Genomic DNA, 19100 nt, shown 5'->3' with positions numbered 1-19100 from the left:
GCGTCCCGTGGCGGTTGATGATGGCAGTGCTAGATCGCTTCACGGAACGTCACTGCACGACAAATTCGGTGAACAGCACGTCGTTGACGTGGACCGGCGGTGCGCCCTTGTCGGTCGGCTGTTCGATCAATGTTTGCAGCTCGGTGGCGAGCGCGCGCTTGCCGTCGAGCGGCGCGAGATCGTCCGGGTGATGGTTCGACAGCGCGAGCAGGATGCGGCTGCGCAGTTCCGGCATGTGATCGGTCAGTTCCTGCTGGACCTTCGGGTCCGTCAGCTTGAGCGTCAGGCCGATGCGCAGGAAATGCTGCTGGCCGTCGTCCGATTGCAGGTTCACCGTCATCGATTCGAGCGGGAAGAACAGCGGCGCGGGCGGCGGCGGTGCTTCGGCCGCCGTGGCTGCCGGCGCGCGTTTGGCCATGAAGAACCACACGCCAGCGCCAGCGGCTCCAGCGGCGATGATCGCAATGAGAACGATCAGGATGATGCGCTTCATCGGGCCCGGCGAGGCGGACGCGGTCTGCTGAGGTGCGGTGGTGGTTGCCATGTGGTTTGCTTTTGCTTGCCGTTAGTGCTGGTGGTGTGATTGTTGTTGATTTGCCTGCGGCGCGATGGGTCGAAAAGAAGGGTTATTGCAGGCTATCTCTGGTTTTTAACTTGGGGCGGGGGGCTGGTTGCGGGCCTCGGGTGTTGGCCTTTCCTTGTGATCACGGTGGTCTATTGGCGTTGCCCCTGTGCCGGGTTGAGCTTTTTTGGGCTGCGCCCTTTGGCGGTGTGCTTCGGGGTGTTGGCCTTTCCTTGAATTCACGGTGGTCTATTAGCACTGCCCCTGTGCGGGGCGGCACTCACTTTCTTTGCCGCCGCAAAGAAAGTAAGCAAAGAAAGCGGGCTCACCCCGCTAGCTCTTAAGCGGGTCCCCTGGCTTGGAGGGGGTAGCGGACCATCTAGAATCGGTGCCCCCGCACACTCCGCGTTCGTGACAAGGCAGTCATTCTTCCGGCGACGCTGTGCGCGCCGTCGCGGTCGTTCCCTTAGCTGCCCCTTTTATCGGTCTCGCGATGGAGCCTGCGCTGGCTGGTTAAGTCCAGGCTGAACCGGGAATGCGCGTGCTCGGCTCTTACAGCAACGTCATGGCTTCCGGCTTCCGGCTTCCGGCTTCTGGCGGCGTTCGCGCGTGTGGCGCGGCGACTAAATCGGCGCGTTCGGGTCGCCCGGCACGGCTTAACTAACGCGCCAGCGCAAATTCAGCCGGGCGCGTCCGGCGTCTGTTCGGCGCCCTGAGGCTTCAATCAAAGCGCCTTCCACCTGTCATGCGAATGTGTCGACCAGGCCCACGGTTTTGCGGACTGGGACGTTTGCCACGGTTTCGGTGTCGGCCGCGTCGACGCCGGCTATCGATCCGCGATTACCGCTGGATTTGCCGCTCGACTGGCCGGAATTGGCGTACTGCTGGCCGCTGCTCTGGCCAGCGAAGCCGTCGCTCACGCTCGCGCTTCCCAGGCCAATTCCGTTCGATTCCATCGCTTCGCGTAACTTCGGCAGCGCGGCTTCGACGGCTTCGCGCACGGACTGGTGCTGCGACACGAACAACGCATGGGCATGGTTGTCGGCGACCTGCAACACAACCTGCAACGGTCCGAGATCCTTCGGGTTCAATGTCAGTTCGGCACTCTGCGAGTGCGCGTTCGACAGAAACACCACCTTCTGGCTCAACGCGTCTTCCCAATCATTCGTGCCGACCTGCGGAGTCAACGCGTTGGCGGCATCGGCCGCGCTGGCGTTGCCGGTGCTCTGGACTGCCGTTGTCGTGCCCGCCGCGCTCGCAGCGGCTTGTGCTGCCGCCTGCGCGGCGGTCGCGGCGTCGGCGGCGCTCTTGAAGGTCGCGAGGTTGTCTGCCTGCGAGCCGTTGGCAGCGGCCGCCGCCAACGCGTCCAGCGATGATTTGCCGGCGGTCGGGTCTGCCAGTGCCGTCGCGGCAGCCGTCGTCGCGGCCGTCAGCGCGGACTTCGCGCTCGATCCCTTGCCCTCGCCGAGCAAGCCGGACATCAGCGTCTTGCCATCAGCCGATCCACTCAGGCCGCCGGTCGCAGTTCCCTCGGGCTTGGCGTTCGCCGCCGCGCCGGCCGCCAGCGCCTGCGCCGATACCGCGCCCTGGCCGCTGGTCAGCGCGGAAAGCGCGGCCTGCAAAGCGTCCTGAACAGATTTGGGATCGGTCGCGGTTTTCTTGCCGGTGGTTGCGCCGGTCGTCGCCGTTGCCGTCGTGGTCGTGCCTGCGCCGGCCAGCGCTGCTGCGGCGTCGGCCAGCGTCGTGTCGGAGTCGTCCGCGTTCTGTGCGGTCGCGTTCGCGGCGTCAGCCTGGGCTTGCGCCTGGGCCTGGGCCTGCGCGGCAGCGGACGCTGCTGCGGTCGCTGCATCGGTCGCGCTCGCGGTATTGCCGTTTTTCGCCGGATGCGTCGCGCCGGTTTTGCCGTTCGAGGCCTGCGTGCTGTCCGCAGCGCCCGACGACCCAGCGGACGACGCCGACGTCGTGCCACTACTCTGCTGATCGCTGCTGCTCGCGTCGCTCGCGCTTTGGGTCGACGAATCGGCCGGCGGCGGTGCGTCATGCACGCTCGACGAAGACGCCTGCGAGGCGGCCGCCTGCGACGAAGACGACGTGGAAGAAGAGGCCGAAGAAGCCGTCGACGCCGAAGCCTGCTGCTGGCTCTGCGCCGCGCTGTTCTGCTGAACGATGCTCTGCTGCAAGGTCTGCGAGAACGGAATCGCGTTCGCGGCGGCGGTTGCGGCGGCGCTCGCCGACTGGTTGGTGGTCGAGCCGAGTAACGAGCCGATCTGTGAAAAAAGCGACATAGGAAATCCTGTCAAACCGTCAAAACGGAGTGTTTAGTCGGGCAAGCGGAGGCCGCTCGCATCAAGACATTTCAAGAGATTTAAAACGCGTACGGCCACAACACGCACTGCTGGTCAGACGCCTTCCGTGCGCATCCGCAGAATCCGCGCGGCATGTTCGTCGGCGTCGCGTTGATCGCGCCGCGCAACGGTTTTCGCTTCGGCAGCTTCGCCGCGCGCCTGCAACACCTCATACGAGCCAAGCTTCTGCTTCTGACGCTGCCAGTCGGGCTTGGCCGCTTCGACCCGCGCTGTGGCCGTCGTCAGCAGCCTGCGCTGCTGTTCGATGGCGGCGTCGAGCGTGTCGATGAATGCCTGAAAATTGCGCATATTGCCTGCCGGCATGCCGGTCTGCGCGGTCGCGTTAAAACGCGAGTGGTATTCGTCGCGGTACTGGATCAGCGCGTTGAGCTGGGCTTCGACATCGTTGCGCTCGCGCTGCGCGCGGCCCAGTCGTTGTGCGGCAGCGTCCACGTCGTCCTGCGCAAGGCCGATAAGCGTCTTGATCGGAAAGTGCTTCGCCATCGTCAGGCTCCTTAGGCAAACAGCGCGTCGAGCATGCCGACACTCGGTTCAAAGTTCGCGCACTCGCGAAACCCTTGCTGCAAAAATGCTTCCATCCGCGGATACAGCGCGATCGCCCGGTCGAGCACGGCGTCGCGTCCGCTGGAATACGCGCCCACGTTGATCAGATCGCGGTTGCGCTGATAGCGCGACAGCATCTGCTTGAACATACGCGTCTTGTTCAGGTGGTTATCGTCGATGAGCGCGGTCATTGCCCGGCTAATCGACGCTTCGATATCGATCGCGGGATAGTGGCCGGCCTCGGCCAGCGAGCGCGACAGCACGATGTGGCCGTCGAGAATCGCCCGCGCGGAGTCGGCGATCGGGTCCTGCTGGTCGTCGCCTTCGGTCAGCACGGTGTAGAACGCGGTGATCGAGCCGCCGCCCTCCGGCCCGTTGCCGGTGCGTTCGACCAGCGCCGGCAGCTTCGCGAACACCGACGGCGGATAACCTTTGGTGGCGGGCGGCTCGCCCACGGCCAGCGCGATTTCGCGCTGGGCCATTGCGTAGCGGGTCAGCGAATCCATCAGCAGCAGAACGTGCTTGCCCTGATCGCGGAAATATTCGGCGAGCGAGGTGGAGTACGAAGCGGCCTGCATCCGCAGCAGCGGCGACACGTCGGCGGGCGCGGCGATCACCACGGATCGCGCGAGACCTTCCTCGCCGAGAATCTGCTCGATGAATTCCTTCACTTCGCGGCCGCGTTCGCCGATCAGGCCGATCACGATCACTTCGGCGCTGGTGTAGCGCGCCATCGTGCCGAGCAGCACCGATTTACCGACGCCCGAACCGGCGAACAACCCCATCCGCTGGCCGCGTCCCACGGTCAGCAGCGCGTTGATCGCGCGCACGCCGACGTCGAGCACCTTGTGAATCGGCTCGCGATTCAGCGGATTGATGACCGGCGCGGACAGCGGCGCATCGGAGTGCGTGCCGAGCGGGCCGAGCCCGTCGAGCGGACGGCCGGACGCATCCAGCACGCGGCCCAGCAATTCCCAGCCGACCGGCAGACGTTTCGCGCCCGCGTTCGGATCGGCGATCGGCGCGCTTTCGAGCGGAAAGACGCGCGCGCCGGGCAGCAGGCCGATCACTTCGGTGGTCGGCATCAGAAACAGTTTGTCGCCGGAAAAACCGACGACTTCGGCTTCGGCCATCGGCAGCGAGCTGCCTTGCGGCAGTTCGATCATCACTTCGGCGCCCACCGACAGGCGCAATCCCACGGCTTCGAGCACCAGACCGGCGGCGCGCGTCAGCCGTCCGCAAGCGCGCATGGGCCGCGCGATGGCGTTGCGCTCGCGCAACGCGTCGAGCCGGCCGCGCCAGGCCAGAACGTGCGGATTGCTGTCGAGAGCGGGATCGTATTGGGGCAGAGAGGGGAGTGAAGCCGGGCTCGAAGGGAGGTCGGCTTCCAGGTCCAGAGCGGAGTCTGAAACGGGGGCGGAGTCCGCATCCGCAGCAGCTGCTACTACGGGTTTGTCGTTCGCTTTGCCGGCGTTGCGGCTCGAAGCGGGAAGGGGAGCGGGAGCGGGAGCGGAACCGGCGGCCGCATGCCCGCGTGCCGAACCGCGCGACGCAGCCGGCGACGCACTTTGCGCGCCTTTCACCGATTGATCCGCGAGCGCCTCTGCGCCGAACGACGCCAACGCCAGCTCACGTTCGAGCGGTGTCAGATCGCTGGCGCGGATCTCTTCGAGCGTCGGCTTTACCATGTGCTCACCTTGCCGAGCGCGGCGGCGACGCGCTCCCAGCGCGTGTCGATGCCGGCATCCACCTCGCCGGTGGCGGCTTGCGCGCGGCAGCCGCCGCGTTCCACCGATGCGTCGGTCCGCACAGTCCAGCCGCGCGTCTGCAATTCTTCCATCAGATAGGCTTCGACCACCGGCAGATCGGCAGGACTCACGATCAACGCGGGCGCGCCAACCAGCACGGGTTCGGTGGCGAGCACTTCGCGCGCGGCGGCGATCAGCGCCGTCGGATCGTGCTGCACGTGCTGGCGCACCACCTGCTGCGCGATGTCCAGCGCGAGCGAGACCAGCGTTTCGGAGATCGCGCCCTGCGCGCCTTCGAGCGCCGTCTTGAAAGTCGCGGCCAAAGCAGCAAGCCGCGCCGCTTCTTCACGCGCTTCGGTCTGACCCTGTGCGAAACCCTGCGCATGACCCTGGTCGTAACCGGCCTGATAGCCGAGCGCCTGACCCGCCACATGACCCGATGCGATGCCCTGTGCATGCGCGGCGTCGCGGCGGCGGTTCAGTTCCGCCTCGAACGCGCCGTGGTCGAACTCGGGTTCGGTGGGCTCCGGCGCGGGCGGCACCGGATCGAACGAGGCCATCTCCCAGCGTTGGTACGCCGACAGGCTGTCCTTCGCCGGGGAGTTGGAATCAGACATACGCATCTTCCGCCTTGCCGCCTAGAACAATCTGGCCGCCTTCGGCCAGGTTGCGCACGATTTGCAGAATGCGGCGCTGCTGCGTCTCGACTTCGGAGACGCGGACCGGACCGCGCGCGTCGAGGTCTTCGGCGAGCAGTTCGGCAGCACGCTGCGACATGTTCGACAGGAACTTCTGGCGCAGCGCGGGGGCCGCGCCCTTCAGCGAGATGATCAACGCTTCGGACTCGACTTCCTTCAGCAGCAGCTGGATCGCGCGGTCTTCCAGATCGAGCAGGTTCTCGAACACAAACATCTGATCGATGATCTTCTGCGCGAGTTCCGCGTCGTACTGGCGAACATTCTCAATAACGCCTTCTTCATGGTTACTCGACATGAAGTTAAGAATTTCGGCCGCCGTGCGGATACCGCCCATCGGGCTGCGCTTGAGGTTGTCGCTGCCCGACAGCAGGCCTGTCAGCACGTCGTCGAGTTCGCGCAGCGCGGCCGGCTGGATGCCGTCGAGCGTCGCGATCCGCAACAGCACGTCGTTACGCAAACGCTCGGTGAAGCACGCGACGATTTCCGACGCCTGATCGCGGTCCAGGTGAACGAGGATCGTCGCGATGATCTGCGGATGCTCGTTCTTGATGAGTTCCGCGACCGCGGCCGAATCCATCCACTTCAGGCCCTCGATACCGCTGGTATCGCTGCCCTGCAGAATCCGGTCGATGATCGCGCCGGCCTTGTCGTCGCCGAGCGCCTTGGTCAGCACCGAACGGATGTACTCGTTCGAATCCAGCGACATGCCGGTGTGCTGTTCGGCTTCCTTGACGAACTCCTGCAGCACTTCGTCGACCTGTTCGCGGGTCACGTTCTTCAGCGCGGCCATCGCGACGCCGATCTTCTGGACCTCGCGCGGACCGAGGAACTTGAACACCTGCGCAGCTTCTTCCTCGCCGATCGACATCAGCAGCAGCGCGCTTTTCATTACGCCTTCAGCGCTCATCGGACACCCAATTTTTCACGACAGTTGCAACGATCTTCGGATCCTGGCGCGCGATACCGCGTGCGAATTCCAGGTTCCGCTCATATTTGTGTTTCGCGTTTTCGAGCGCGAGCGTTTCGCTGTCGGTTTCGATCTCGACCACCGCGCCTTCGCGCTCGGCGGCCGGGATGCCGTCCAGCAGGATCGGCTCGTCTGGCGACGCCAGCGCCGGGACGACCGGCTCCGGCGGCGGGAACGCGCGGCGCAGCGCCGGCTTGACCATCACGAAGTACAGGAACAGGGCCACTGCGCCGATGCCGAGGTAGGTCGCGATCTGCTTGTACAGCGCGATCATGTCGCGAGTGCGCCACCACGGCAGGTTCGCGTCCGGGTCGACTTCGGCGGTGAACGCGCTGTTGACCACGTTGACCGAGTCGCCGCGCTGCGCGTCGAAGCCCATCGCGTCCTTCACCAGTTGCGTGACCTGCGCGAGCTTGTCGGCGGTGACCGGCTGCATGCTCGTGTGACCCTTCGCGTCGGTGACCTGCATGTAGTTCACGACCACCGCGACGGACAGGCGCTTGATGCCGCCCATCGGCTGATCGACGTGGCTCACGGTCTTGTTGAGTTCGTAATTGGTGGTCGAATCCTTGTGATCGCTGACCGGCGTGGTGACCACGCCGCTCGCGCCGTTGCCGGCGGTGATCGGCGCGGACGCCGGTTGCGGCGGCGAGTTCGACAGTGCGCCCGGCACGCCCGACGCGCCGCTTTGGGTCATTTCGGTCGCGCTGCTGCTTTGCTGGCTGCGGATCGCCGCCTGCTGCGGATTGCCGTTCGGGCCGTAGTTTTCCGAAGTCTGTTCGCTATGCGAGAAGTCGATGTCGGCGCTGACCTGCGAGTGCGCGTTGCCCGAGCCGAACAGCGGCGACAGGATCGCGTCGATACGCTGCTGCGTATTGCGCTCGATCTGCTGGCGATATTTCAGCTGCGACGCATCCAGACCGTTGCCGGTGGTCGGCTGGGTCAGCAGATTGCCGTCCTGGTCGAGAATCGTCACGCCATGCACCGGCATTTCCGGCACCGCCGACGACACCATATGCGTGATCGCGACCACCTGGCCTTCGTCGAGCACGCGGCCCGGGTACAGGTTGACCAGCACGGCCGCCGACGGCGCTTCCTTGTCGCGCACGAACACCGAAGGCTTCGGAATCGCCAGATGCACGCGCGCCGATTTCACCGTCGAAATCGATTCGATCGTGCGTTCGAGTTCGCCTTCCAGCGACCGTTGATAGTTGATCTGCTCGTCGAACTGGCTGATACCGAACTTCTGGTTGTCCATCAGTTCGAAGCCGACCGAGCCGCTCTTGGGCAGACCCTGCGATGCAAGGCGCAGGCGCATCTCGTGCACCTGATCGGCCGGCACGAGGATCGCGCCACCGTTGTCCGAGAACTTGTACGGGATGTTGGCTGTTTGCAGCGCGGCGATGATCGAGCCGCCGTCGCGGTCGGACAGGTTGCTGTACAGCACCTTGTAGTCCGGCGCGCGCGACCACAGGAACAGGCCGGCCACGATGGCCACCAGCAGCGCGACGGCGAAAATCAGCGGCGCGCGTGGGTTGCCGCGCATCTGCGCGAGGCCGGACAGCCGCTGGGTGAAGTTGCCGCCCATGCCGCCGAGTCCCCCGAGGCCATCGGTGCCGCCTGGCTGGCCGCTACCGGCCACGCCGGCGCCAGGCTGCGCGCCGGCCAGCCCCATGCGGGCGTCGGGGTTGATCAATGAGTTGGCTGACGAATCCATGCGTCGGGTATCTCCGGGATGCCTTTGCGTTCTGCCGCTTGCCGCCGCACCGAGGTCGGCGGGCGTACGGACAGAGACTTTCACCCTTGAAATTATCCGCAGCGCGGCCCAACCCGATTGGTTGAATAGAGCCGGGTTTCCCCCCTAGTTTCGGGCCTTTCTACCGGGAGGCCCTTGCTATGCTTCGGTTCAGATCGGTACGGCTGAATGCGCCGGTCGTTCATTTAATGGAGAGAACATGACCATGCCCGTGAACGCGCTGTCGTCAGCGCTGCAACAAATGCAAGCGATGGCGACCCAGGCGGCCGGCGGCACGACCGACCCAGCAGCGACCCAGGGAAACGGCGCAGCCACGGCCGGCAGCTTTGCCTCGGCAATGAAGGCGTCGCTCGACAAGATCAGCGACGACCAGAAAACGGCGATCGGTGAATCGCAGGCGTTCGAACTGGGCTCGTCCAACGTGTCGCTGAACGACGTGATGGTCGACATGCAGAAAGCCAACGTCGGCTTCCAGTTTGGCTTGCAGGTGCGTAACAAACTGGTCTCCGCTTATAACGAAATCGCGCAAATGTCGGTCTAAGCGGGCTTCGGACGGTGTGAGAGGCCGTCCGCCAAGCCTTCCTGCGTGCATTTTTGATGCATGTTGCATGAGTGTCGGCGGATCGCCCGTGAGGACGGTCCCGCTAAGGCTGCCTTCGCCCTTGCTGGCGGGGCGCTTCCGGTTTGGCTCGAGGTGAGGAGTTCGACGAGCCTGTCCGGCGCAGCCTGCTCGTGCGCGATACGCCCCTTAATCCTCCTTACATCGGGCTAAAGCTTTGTCGTCGCGAATCCGATAACCCGGATATAAGCCAGTTGCGAAACGTCGTCGACGCCCTGCAACGGTTCGCCACGATCAAACCGCAGTCTGTATGAGAGGAGGAGCGCTGATGTTTTCCCAAGGACACGCTGGAGCCAACGCGTATGCACGCGTGGGCGTCGAGACGGGTGTGATGGGCGCAAGTCCTCATCGTCTGATCGTGTTGCTGTATCAGGGCGCAAGGCAGGCTATCGCGCAGGCCCGCATGCATCTTCAGCAAGGCCAGGTGCCTGATCGCGGCAAGGCGATCAGCAAGGCGATTCGGATCATAGAAAGCGGGCTGCAGTCGTCGCTCAACCTTGAGGTGGGCGGTGAAATTGCGGGGCGGTTGAACGCGCTGTATAGCTACATGGCGCGGCGGCTGCTCGAAGCCAATATAAAACAGAGCGAGGCAATGCTGGTCGAAGTCGACGGCCTGCTGGCGACGCTCGAAGAGGCATGGATCGGGATTGCCCCGGAGATCGCGCGGATGGCAGCCCAGCCGGCCGCGGAAAGCATGAGATGACATCGAACGCAGAATATTTCGCCCGCTACGAGGCGGTCGCAGCGATTTCCTGCCGCATGTTGACGGCAGCCCGGCGAGCACTGTGGAGCGACCTGGTCCACTTGCAGGAGGAGTACCGGCATCTGGTGGAGGCGTTGAAGGAGGCTGATTCCGAGGTCAAACTCGACGAAGCCGAGCGTCTGCGCAAATACGCGCTGATCCGGCAGATCCTCGCCGACGACGCCGCGATCCGCGATCTGGCGAATCCGCGCATGGCCAATCTGTCGGCGCTGTTCGCCGGCCGGCCGACCCGCGTGCTGAAGGAACTCTACGGGTTGCGCTAGGGCACCCCGGCTGCATCCGCGTACGACGCGTCCGGCGCACTGCGCCCCGACGCGTTTTTGTTGAGCGGGCAGCCGCCAATGTGACCAAGGAATCGGCATGAACGGAATCGACACGGCTATCGCTTCGGCACTGACGAGCCGGGTCGACAGTCTGCTCGGCATCCAGCCGGGCAGCGCGGCCACCTCGCAGACCGGGGCGACGGGTGTCGGTAACGCGCCGACTACCGCGCCTCCCACGGCTGCTGCACCGCCGCCGCCGTCCGCGCAAACCGCGCTGTCGGCTGTCGCGCTGACGCTCGACGCGATTGCGCGCTCGGGCGGCGAGGCGACGCTGGCCGTGCTCGGCCAGACGCCGATCTGGGCGGCTGCGCCCGCGCTCGACGTGGAAGTCGAAGGGATGCCGCTGTTCGATACGCCGGCGGCGTCTGCTTCAGCCTCGACCTCGACCTCGACCTCGACCACCGCGCCGGCTGCGGCTTCGGGTGCAACGGCAACAGCCAGTGTCGCGGCGGCGCAGCTGCCGGTCGCGGCGCTTGCGGCGGCGCTCGAACAAACCGTCAGCGGCAGCGGTCTCTTTTACGAATCGCATCTTGCGCAGTGGCTCGCGGGCCAGCGCTCGCCCGACAGTCTTGGCGACGAAGCGCAGAACAAGCTGGTCGCCGAGGCCGCGCAATTGCCGCTCGACTGGACCGGCGACGATACCGACGCGTCCGCGCCGAATCCCGCCAACCGGCAGGGCACGGGGGCGGCGGCCAATGGCGCGGGCAACGGAGCGCCGGACGCGAATGCCAACGCCAACGCCGCTTCCCGCCCCAATCAATCGATCCTGACGGCGCAAGCCGCGCGTTTCGCCGCGGGCGAGGTGCTGGCCAATTCGCTGTCCGATCTGAACAATCAGCCCCAATCCACTCACGCAAGTCTGCATAACGCGCCTGCACCGAGCCTTGAATCCGGTTCGTCGCAGACCTCGCAGCAGGCGGCCGTGCATCCCGCGACGGTGCCGCTGGTGCGTCAGCAACTGGATCTGCTCGCCACCGGGCAGTTTCGCTGGACCGGCGAAGCGTGGCCGGGTGCGCGGCTCGACTGGACCATCGAACAGGACGGCGACGAGTGGGACCGCAGCGGCGGCGGGGCCGCGAGCGAGGACGATCAGCCGTGGCGCACGCGTCTGACGTTGTCGCTGCCGACACTCGGCACCGTCGACGCCGAATTGACGCTGACCGGCACGCGGCTGGTCGCGCGCGTGCAGGCGAGTCCCGGCGGCGCGGCGCGGCTCGTGACGCAGGGCGAGAGTTTTCGTGAGCGGCTGGCGGCGGCGGGGATCGAGCTGAACGGCTTGCTGATCCGCGAGATCGGCGGAGGTGTGCCCGGCAGCGGGGCCAGCGCGACGAGTTCGGCGGGCGCTCAGGCGGCGGCTTCGGCTTATGCGCGGTCGGCTTCGGCGGCGGCTGCATCGACCGCTTCTGCTGCGGCGGCGAGCGCGTCCGGCCATCCCGCGGATGCCGCGCCGCGTTCCGATTTCGACTGGGATATCTGATGAGCCGCAAGAATCGCCGCAGTGCGGCCGCGCTCGTGTACGACTCCCAGGGTGGCGATGCCACGCCGCGCGTGGTCGCCAAAGGCTACGGCCTGGTCGCCGACATGATCGTGCAGCGCGCCAAGGAAGCGGGTCTGTATGTTCACGAAGCGCCCGAGATGGTGTCCCTGCTGATGCAGGTGGACCTCGACTCACGCATTCCGCCGCAGCTTTATCAGGCGGTGGCGGAATTGCTGGCGTGGTTGCATCGGCTGGAGAGCGGCGCGGATGTCGAGTCCGCCCACAACGCGAGCGACGACGAACAGGACGTGACCGACGTGGTAGCGACGGACGTCGCAGGCGAAACGCCCACGCGTTGAACAGGCGAGCGCCGGGGTTGCGCGCTCGCGTCGACCGGCCTCGGCCTCAAAACCGCATCATCAACTTCAGCAGCGCGTTGACCCGCTTGCCGTACGGCGGCGAGATCAGGCCGCGCGCATTCAGCCGCGCCTGGGTCAGCACCGGCTTCATCTTCGAGAACGTGGCGAAGCCTTCGTAGCCGTGATACGCCCCCATTCCGCTTGCGCCGACACCGCCGAACGGCAGGCTTTCGCACGCCAGATGCATCAGCGTTTCGTTGATCGCCATGCCGCCGGCAATCGTTTCGTGGGTCACGCGGTCGATCGTGCCGCTGTCGTCCGCATATAGATACAGCGCGAGCGGGCGGGGCCGGGCGTTGATCCACGCGATGGCGTCGTCGAGCGTGTCGTACGGGACGATCGGCAGCAACGGCCCGAAAATTTCCTCCTGCATCAACGCGCATTCGTCCGGCGCGTTCGTGACGACGATCAGCGGAAAGCGGCGGCTCGTCGGATCGGGCGCGGTGCCGGTCAGCGCGTGCAGTTGCGCGCCCGCGGCGAGTGCTTCGTCGGCGAGACGCTCCAGACGCTCGAAATGCCGCGCCGAAATGATCGAGGTGTAATCGGGATTCTGTTCGAAGCCGGGATACATCTTCGCCATTCGCGCGCGCGCCCGTTCGATGAACGCCTGCTCCTTGCCGCGCGGCACCAGCACATAATCCGGCGCGATGCAGGTCTGGCCCGCGTTCAGCGTCTTGCCGGCGACGAGGTTATCCACCGCATTATCGAAGCGCGCGTGCGCACCGATGATGGCCGGCGACTTGCCGCCCAGTTCGAGCGTGACCGGCGTCAGATGTTCGGCGGCGGCGCGCATCACTTCATGGCCGACCTTGGTCGAACCGGTGAACAGCAGGTGATCGAACGGTTGCGCGCTGAACGCGGCGGCCAGCGTCGCGTCGCCGTTGACGACCGCGACGTGATCGCGCGAAAAGGTCTGGCCGATCAGTTGCTCGAACAGCGCGGAGGTGCGCGGCGTCAGCTCGGACATCTTGATGATCGCGCGATTGCCGGCGGTCAACGCGCTGATCAGCGGACCCACCGCGAGCAGCACCGGATAATTCCACGGCACGATGATCCCGACCACGCCGAGCGGCTGCGGCACGACCTTCGCGCGCGCGGGCAGCAGCCATTTGTTAGTGCTGCGGCGCTGCGCTTTCATCCAGCGTTTGCCGTGCCTGAGCGCGGCGTCGATCTCTTCCTTCACCAGCAGAAACTCGGCGAGCAGCACTTCCTGTTTCGCGCGATTGCCGAAGTCGGCGTGCATGGTGTCGGCGAGCGCGTCGCGATTGTCGAGCATGACCTTGCGCAGCGCTTTCAGGTGCGCCGCGCGGGTTTCCCACGACGGATACGGCGCGCGCAAATACGCATGACGCTGGTCGCGCAGCAGCGCTTCGAGCGCGGCGACTTCGGGCAGATCGTTCTTCATGGCTGTCCACTCCCTGATGGATGAGGTTGCGCGTTCGGGCGCGCTTATCTGATTAGTGATTGTTGTGTGGCGAAACGCATTGGCGTTAGCGCGAGCCCTGGAAAAAGCTCACGCGGGAAAAGCCCGCTCGACGATCGCCGCGTGATCGAATGTCGCCGGTAACGTGCCGTACACGCGACCGCTTTCGCCGCAATGATCAGCTAGACGCGTTGCGATAAACGCGTCGGCGACTCCGGTCGGCGCGTGCTTCGCGAGCAGCGTGCCCTGCGCGATCAGCACGATCTGCTGGGCGATGCGCCGCGAAGAACTTTCGCGGGCGTCGGCGGGACCGTTGAGCGTGGCGACCAGCCTGCCGAGCGCGGCGCTCAACGCAGGATGCGCCTGCGCGTCCGCGTGCCATGCCGCGAACAGCGCCTGCGCGGCTTCGGGCTCGCGCTCCATCGCGCGCAGCACGTCGAGGCACATTACGTTGCCCGAGCCTTCCCAGATCGAATTGACCGGCGCCTCACGATAGAAGCGCGCCATCGGGCCGGTTTCGACATAACCGTTGCCGCCCCAGACTTCCATCGCCTCGCCGGTGAACTCCAGCGCGCGCTTGCAGACCCAATATTTCGATGCGGGCGTAACGATGCGCCGCCAGGCGCGCTCGACCGGAGAGGCATTCGACGAAGACGCGTCAGCAGCGGACGCTTCGAACGCGCGTGCGAGGCGCATGAACAGCACCGTCGCCGCTTCCGATTCGAGCGCCAGATCGGCGAGGACATTGCGCATCAACGGTTGATCGACGAGACGGCGGCCGAACGCGCTGCGATGCCGCGCGTGGTGGATTGCCTGCACCAGCGCCGCGCGCATCAGCGCCGCGCTGCCGATCACGCAATCGAGCCGCGTGTAATTCGCCATTTCGATGATGGTCGGCACGCCGCGCCCTTCGTCGCCGATCATCACGCCGAACGCGTCGAGAAATTCGACTTCGCCGCTCGCGTTCGAGCGATTGCCGAGCTTGTCTTTCAGACGCTGAACCTGGACCGCGTTCTTGCTGCCGTCCGGCGCGAAACGCGGCACGAAGAAGCATGAGACGCCTTCGTGGTCGTCGGTGCGTGCGAGCACGAGATGCGCGTCGCATTGCGGCGCGGAGAAGAACCACTTGTGCCCGACGAGCCGGTATTCGCCGCCGCGTCCGCCGCCTGCGATTCGGTATGCGCGAGTCTGATTGCTGCGCACATCGGAGCCGCCCTGTTTCTCCGTCATACCCATGCCGATCATCGCGGATCGCTTCTGCCCGAGCGGAATATCACGCGGATCGTGCTCGCGCGCATAAAGCTTGTCGCGCAGCATCTCGAACAGCGCGGGTTCGCGTTGCAGCACGGGGATGCTCGCAAACGTCATGGTCAGCGGACACAGCGAACCGGATTCGAGTTGCGCATGCAGAAAGTAACTGGCGCAACGCGCGACCATTGCACCCGCTTGCGGATCGGAAAAAGGCAGCGCCTGCAAGCCTTCGCGGCGCTGCAGCGAAAGCAGTTCATGCCACGCGGGATGAAACTCCAGCGCGTCGATCCGTTCGCCGCGCGGGCTATGCGTGATCAGTTCGGGCGAATGACGATTGGCGAGTTCGGCGAGTGCGAGCGTGTCAGGCGTGCTGAGCGACGCGCCGTGCCGCAGCAGCGTCTTGCGATGCCAGCCGGCGCCGTCGCGTTCGAGTGCGTCGAACAGAGCGGTGTCGCAGGAAAACAGGTTGTAGTCCGCGAGCGGCGGAGCCTGGTTTGTCACCTCGTGCGTCTGGCCGATGCTGTGCCGTTCCATCTGCTGTCTCCGTTCACCGCGAGGTCGCCGCTGCCGGGCCGCGCGACGATGTGTTTTGATGCGCCAGATATGCGCTGTTTCATTACCGCGCGTCACGTCGCACGCTATGAGGACGACGCGTGCCGTGCGCTGTTTGAATGCCGCGAAAGGCCGCCTGGCCGCCGCGAGCGCGTCTTTCATCATAGGGTCGCGGGGGCGCTTGCGTTTAGAGGAATCGCTCTGGCACGAACCCGCCTCAGCCCCTGAACGCTCCCTACAATGCCGTTGAAACACACGTAGACAAGTGTGCACGAGACAGGGCTCGCGAGCAACGCGGCCCACAAGGAGGAGCGGATGCAATACGACTACATCATCGTCGGTGCAGGCTCGGGCGGTTGCTCGCTGGCGAGCCGTCTCGCGGATAGCTGCCCCGACGCGACGATCGCGCTGATCGAAGCCGGTCCGCATACGGACCGCAATCTGTTCGTCAACATGCCGGTGGGCGTCGCGGTCGTCGTGCCGCAAAAGCTCAAAACCAATTACGGTTATCTGACGACTCCGCAACCGGGGCTCGACGGACGGCAAGGCTATCAGCCGCGTGGACGCGGCTTCGGCGGATCGAGCGCGATCAACGCGATGATCTACACGCGCGGCCATCCACTCGATTACGACGAATGGGCACGACTGGGCTGCGAAGGGTGGTCGTGGTCGGACGTGCTGCCGTACTTCCGGCGCGCCGAAGGCAACGAGCGCGGTGCCGACGCGTGGCACGGCGATGCCGGGCCGCTGACCGTTTCGGATCTGCGCTATCAGAACCCGTTTTCGAAGCGTTTCGTGAAGGCGGCGCTCGAAGCCGGTTACAAGCGGAATGGCGATTTCAACGGCGCGGATCAGGAAGGCGTCGGCTTTTATCAGGTGACGCAGCGCGACGGACGCCGTTGCAGCGTCGCGCGTGCCTATATCTACGACCGCGCACGTCCCAACCTGCATACGATCGCGGACGCCACTGTGCTACGCGTGACTTTCGAGGGCAAGCGCGCGAGTGGCGTCGAGATCGTGCGGGGCGGCAAAACCGAAACGCTCGAAGCGCGCGCCGAGGTGGTGCTCGCGGCGGGCGCGTTCAACTCGCCGCAACTGCTGATGTGCTCGGGCATCGGGCCTGCCGCACATCTCCAATCGCACGGCATCAATGTGTTGCACGACGCGCCCGAGGTCGGCCAGAACCTCATCGATCACGTCGATTTCACGATCAACAAGCGCGTTTCATCGATCGAGCCGACGGGCTTTTCGCTGCGCGGCATCGCGCGGATGCTGCCGCAGTTCGTCACGTTCATGCGTGAGGGGCGCGGCATGCTGTCGAGCAATGTCGCCGAGGCGGGCGGTTTTCTGAAGAGCAGTCCGACGCTCGACCGGCCCGATCTGCAACTGCATTTCTGCGCCGCCATCGTCGACGATCACAACCGTCATATGCATTGGGGACACGGCTATTCGCTGCATGTTTGCGTGCTGCGGCCGCACAGTCGTGGCAGCGTCATGCTCGCCAGCCCCGATGCACGCACCGCGCCGTTGATCGATCCACGCTTTCTCAGCGATTCGCGCGATCTCGATCTGCTGGTGGACGGCGCGAAGATGGCGCGGCGCATTCTCGATTCGCCGTCGCTCGCGGTACACGGCGGGCGCGAGTTGTACACGCATTCGGGGCAATCGGAGGCGGAATTGCGCCGCACCATCGCCGAACACGCCGATACGATCTATCACCCGGTCGCGACCTGCCGGATGGGCGGCGATGTGCGTTCGGTCGTCGATCCGCAATTGCGGGTGAGGGGCGTGACCGGGCTGCGGATCGTCGATGCATCGGTGATGCCGACGTTGATCGGCGGGAACACGAATGCGCCGACGGTGATGATCGGCGAACGTGCTGCCGAGTTGATTGCAGCGAGTCGGCGGGATGGGCAGGGACCGTTGAGAACGGTCTCGAACGACGTGCAGGTAAAGGCTGCGTCGGCGGCTTGAATTGACTGACGGTCGTGCAGCATCGAATTCGATGCGCGACCGTCATTCAGCCGGCTCAAGTCATCGTCAGATGCGAACCGGCGTTTCGTCATTCGGCTGACGGCGTTGGCGGTGCCGCTGCGATACTCGTCATCCCGATTCCCGGGCCGAGCATGAATTCATCGCCCGCCTGGCCGGGCAGCGTTTCGCGGGCCACCTCGAGCCACGCGCGCGCCGCATGCGACAGATAACCGTTGCGGCGCCAGCCAATCGCCATTTCCCATGGAATCTCCGGTTCGACGACCGGCAAGCACGTGAATTGCGCGGGATCGAGCCGTCGGCAATAAGGCGCGGGCAGCAATGCAATGCCGACTCCGGCCAGCACCAGCGCCGCCATGAAATCCCAATGTCCGCTGCGCCCGACGATCGTCGGTGCAAAGCCCGCCGCGCGGCACGCATTCAGCACCACGTCGTTCAGCGCGAGACTCTCGCCGTAGAACACGAACGGCTCGTTCGCCAGTTGCGCGAGCGGCACCTCGTGCAGCGCGTCCCACTGCGAACCCGTGCGCGAGACGAGCCAAAGAAGTTGACGCGTCATCGGCAGTACTTCGATGTTTTCCGGGTCGACCGGTTGCAGCACTCCGCCGAGTTCCAGTTCCCCGTTGATCAACGCTGTTTCGATCGCGCGCGAACCCTGCTCGAACAGCTTCAGTTCGATTTTTGGATACCGCTGACGGAACGCCGCGATGGCCGGCGTGAACAGCGCCCCGCCCATCGGCGGGATTCCGATGGTGAGTTCGCCACCCTCGAGCGTGCCGAGATCGTTCAGTTCGGCCTGCAATCGCGCATGCGCCGCGAGCACGTCCTGTCCGCGCTGATAAACGATGCGGCCGGCATCGGTCAGCACCATCTGACGCCCGTCGCGCAGCAGCAGCGGCGAGCCGATTTCGTCTTCCAGCGACTTCACCATCTTGCTGATGGTCGGCTGCGTGACGAACATCTGCTCGGCGGCGACGGTGAAGCTTTGCTGACGAACCACTTCGACGAAGTATCGCAACGCACGTAGTTCCACGATCTCGGGCTCCGAAATTCCAATTTGGAATAATTTCGATGATTGTAAGTCATTATATTTATGATGCAGTGCAACCTATACTGACTTTTTTCCGAAGTCCATCCAGGGATTGCCATGGCCTCGCCCGTTCTCGCTCCGTCTGCCGCTGATGCCCGACCCGGCCCGGCCGGTGGTGTCGCGCGGGTTGGCCGGATCGCCCGGATTGCAGTGCAGAGCGCGGCGATAGCTGGCCTCTGGCTCGCTGCCGATTTCGTCGTCCGCACCTTACATTTGCCGGTTCCCGGCGGCGTGGTCGGATTGCTCGTGTTGCTCGCCTTGCTGTTTTGCGGCGGCATCGCGCCGCGCTGGATCAAGGCGGGTGCCGACTGGCTGCTGTCCGACATGCTGCTGTTCTTCATTCCGGCGGCGGTCGCGGCGGTGCAATACGGCGGCCTGTTCCGCGAGGACGGCTGGCGGCTGGCGCTGGTGGTCGTCGCGGGGACGCTGATGGTGATGGTCGCGGTGGCTTTCGCGGTCGAACAGGCCGCGCGGCTGGAGCGTCGTCTTGCGCTGCGCCGCGCGCTGATCGCGCGGCAGGCTTCGCGGATCTGAATTTCCGCACGCATCAT

The 19100-nt window shown here is 65.2% G+C and carries 17 protein-coding genes; 7 read left to right on the top strand and 10 right to left on the bottom strand.

What is annotated here, in order from left to right:
* Positions 1-49: 49 nt before the first annotated feature.
* The 7 genes from fliL to fliF form a co-directional block, all read right to left on the bottom strand.
* Complete coding sequence (gene fliL, locus BLS41_RS00535; RefSeq protein ID WP_074762454.1) at positions 50-544, bottom strand: flagellar basal body-associated protein FliL; 495 nt, start codon at positions 542-544, stop codon at positions 50-52.
* A 761-nt stretch (positions 545-1305) separates the two neighbouring features.
* Positions 1306-2847: a flagellar hook-length control protein FliK gene (locus BLS41_RS00530; RefSeq protein ID WP_074762453.1), complete on the bottom strand. Its 1542-nt coding sequence runs from the start codon at positions 2845-2847 to the stop codon at positions 1306-1308.
* Between the two features lie 114 nt (positions 2848-2961).
* Complete coding sequence (gene fliJ, locus BLS41_RS00525) at positions 2962-3411, bottom strand: flagellar export protein FliJ (RefSeq protein ID WP_074762452.1); 450 nt, start codon at positions 3409-3411, stop codon at positions 2962-2964.
* Between the two features lie 11 nt (positions 3412-3422).
* A complete protein-coding gene (fliI, locus tag BLS41_RS00520; RefSeq protein ID WP_074762451.1) occupies positions 3423-5159 on the bottom strand; it encodes a flagellar protein export ATPase FliI in 1737 nt (578 codons plus the stop codon).
* Positions 5153-5842 (bottom strand): flagellar assembly protein FliH, encoded by a 690-nt coding sequence (gene fliH, locus BLS41_RS00515; RefSeq protein WP_171910176.1) that lies wholly within the window; start codon positions 5840-5842, stop codon positions 5153-5155. The genes fliI and fliH overlap by 7 nt, the downstream gene beginning before the upstream one ends.
* A complete protein-coding gene (gene fliG / locus BLS41_RS00510; RefSeq protein ID WP_074762449.1) occupies positions 5829-6824 on the bottom strand; it encodes a flagellar motor switch protein FliG in 996 nt (331 codons plus the stop codon). Before fliG ends, fliH begins: the two co-directional genes overlap by 14 nt.
* On the bottom strand, positions 6814-8601 hold the full coding sequence (fliF, locus tag BLS41_RS00505; protein WP_074762448.1) for a flagellar basal-body MS-ring/collar protein FliF: 1788 nt from the start codon (positions 8599-8601) through the stop codon (positions 6814-6816). Before fliF ends, fliG begins: the two co-directional genes overlap by 11 nt.
* Before the next feature lie 238 nt (positions 8602-8839).
* Here fliF and fliE point away from each other — a divergent pair, with 238 nt between their 5' ends.
* The 5 genes from fliE to BLS41_RS00480 all read left to right on the top strand — a co-directional run bounded on the left by fliE (position 8840) and on the right by BLS41_RS00480 (position 12181).
* Positions 8840-9181, top strand: a complete 342-nt coding sequence (gene fliE / locus BLS41_RS00500) for a flagellar hook-basal body complex protein FliE (RefSeq protein WP_074762447.1) — start codon at positions 8840-8842, stop codon at positions 9179-9181.
* Between the two features lie 346 nt (positions 9182-9527).
* Positions 9528-9962 carry a flagellar export chaperone FliS gene (gene fliS / locus BLS41_RS00495; RefSeq protein WP_074762446.1) on the top strand — a complete coding sequence of 145 codons (435 nt, stop codon included), beginning with the start codon at positions 9528-9530 and terminating at the stop codon, positions 9960-9962.
* Positions 9959-10285, top strand: a complete 327-nt coding sequence (locus BLS41_RS00490) for a flagellar protein FliT (protein ID WP_074762445.1) — start codon at positions 9959-9961, stop codon at positions 10283-10285. Before fliS ends, BLS41_RS00490 begins: the two co-directional genes overlap by 4 nt.
* 97 nt (positions 10286-10382) lie before the next feature.
* Positions 10383-11822: a flagellar hook-length control protein FliK gene (locus BLS41_RS00485; protein WP_074762444.1), complete on the top strand. Its 1440-nt coding sequence runs from the start codon at positions 10383-10385 to the stop codon at positions 11820-11822.
* A complete protein-coding gene (locus BLS41_RS00480) occupies positions 11822-12181 on the top strand; it encodes an EscU/YscU/HrcU family type III secretion system export apparatus switch protein (protein ID WP_074762443.1) in 360 nt (119 codons plus the stop codon). Before BLS41_RS00485 ends, BLS41_RS00480 begins: the two co-directional genes overlap by 1 nt.
* A gap of 46 nt (positions 12182-12227) precedes the next feature.
* On the opposite strand, the gene BLS41_RS00475 is transcribed toward BLS41_RS00480, so the two are convergent.
* Together BLS41_RS00475 and BLS41_RS00470 are read right to left on the bottom strand one after the other, a co-directional pair.
* A complete protein-coding gene (locus BLS41_RS00475) occupies positions 12228-13646 on the bottom strand; it encodes a coniferyl aldehyde dehydrogenase (protein ID WP_074762442.1) in 1419 nt (472 codons plus the stop codon).
* A gap of 108 nt (positions 13647-13754) precedes the next feature.
* Positions 13755-15449: an isovaleryl-CoA dehydrogenase gene (locus tag BLS41_RS00470; RefSeq protein ID WP_074766171.1), complete on the bottom strand. Its 1695-nt coding sequence runs from the start codon at positions 15447-15449 to the stop codon at positions 13755-13757.
* Positions 15450-15782: 333 nt separating this feature from the next.
* Between BLS41_RS00470 and BLS41_RS00465 the strand changes: the two genes are divergently transcribed.
* Positions 15783-17441: a GMC family oxidoreductase gene (locus BLS41_RS00465; RefSeq protein WP_074762441.1), complete on the top strand. Its 1659-nt coding sequence runs from the start codon at positions 15783-15785 to the stop codon at positions 17439-17441.
* Positions 17442-17529: 88 nt separating this feature from the next.
* Here BLS41_RS00465 and BLS41_RS00460 read toward each other — a convergent pair whose 3' ends face one another.
* Entirely contained in the window at positions 17530-18492 is a 963-nt protein-coding gene (locus tag BLS41_RS00460; protein WP_074762440.1) for a LysR family transcriptional regulator, read from the bottom strand.
* Positions 18493-18606: 114 nt separating this feature from the next.
* Between BLS41_RS00460 and BLS41_RS00455 the strand changes: the two genes are divergently transcribed.
* A complete protein-coding gene (locus BLS41_RS00455; RefSeq protein ID WP_074762439.1) occupies positions 18607-19083 on the top strand; it encodes a CidA/LrgA family protein in 477 nt (158 codons plus the stop codon).
* The last annotated feature ends 17 nt before the right edge of the window (positions 19084-19100 follow it).

The organism is Paraburkholderia fungorum (genome assembly GCF_900099835.1).
Classification (GTDB): Bacteria; Pseudomonadota; Gammaproteobacteria; order Burkholderiales; family Burkholderiaceae; genus Paraburkholderia; species Paraburkholderia fungorum_A.
The sequence above is the reverse complement of the archived record's forward strand: the minus strand, read 5'-3'. Positions and strand labels throughout refer to the sequence as shown.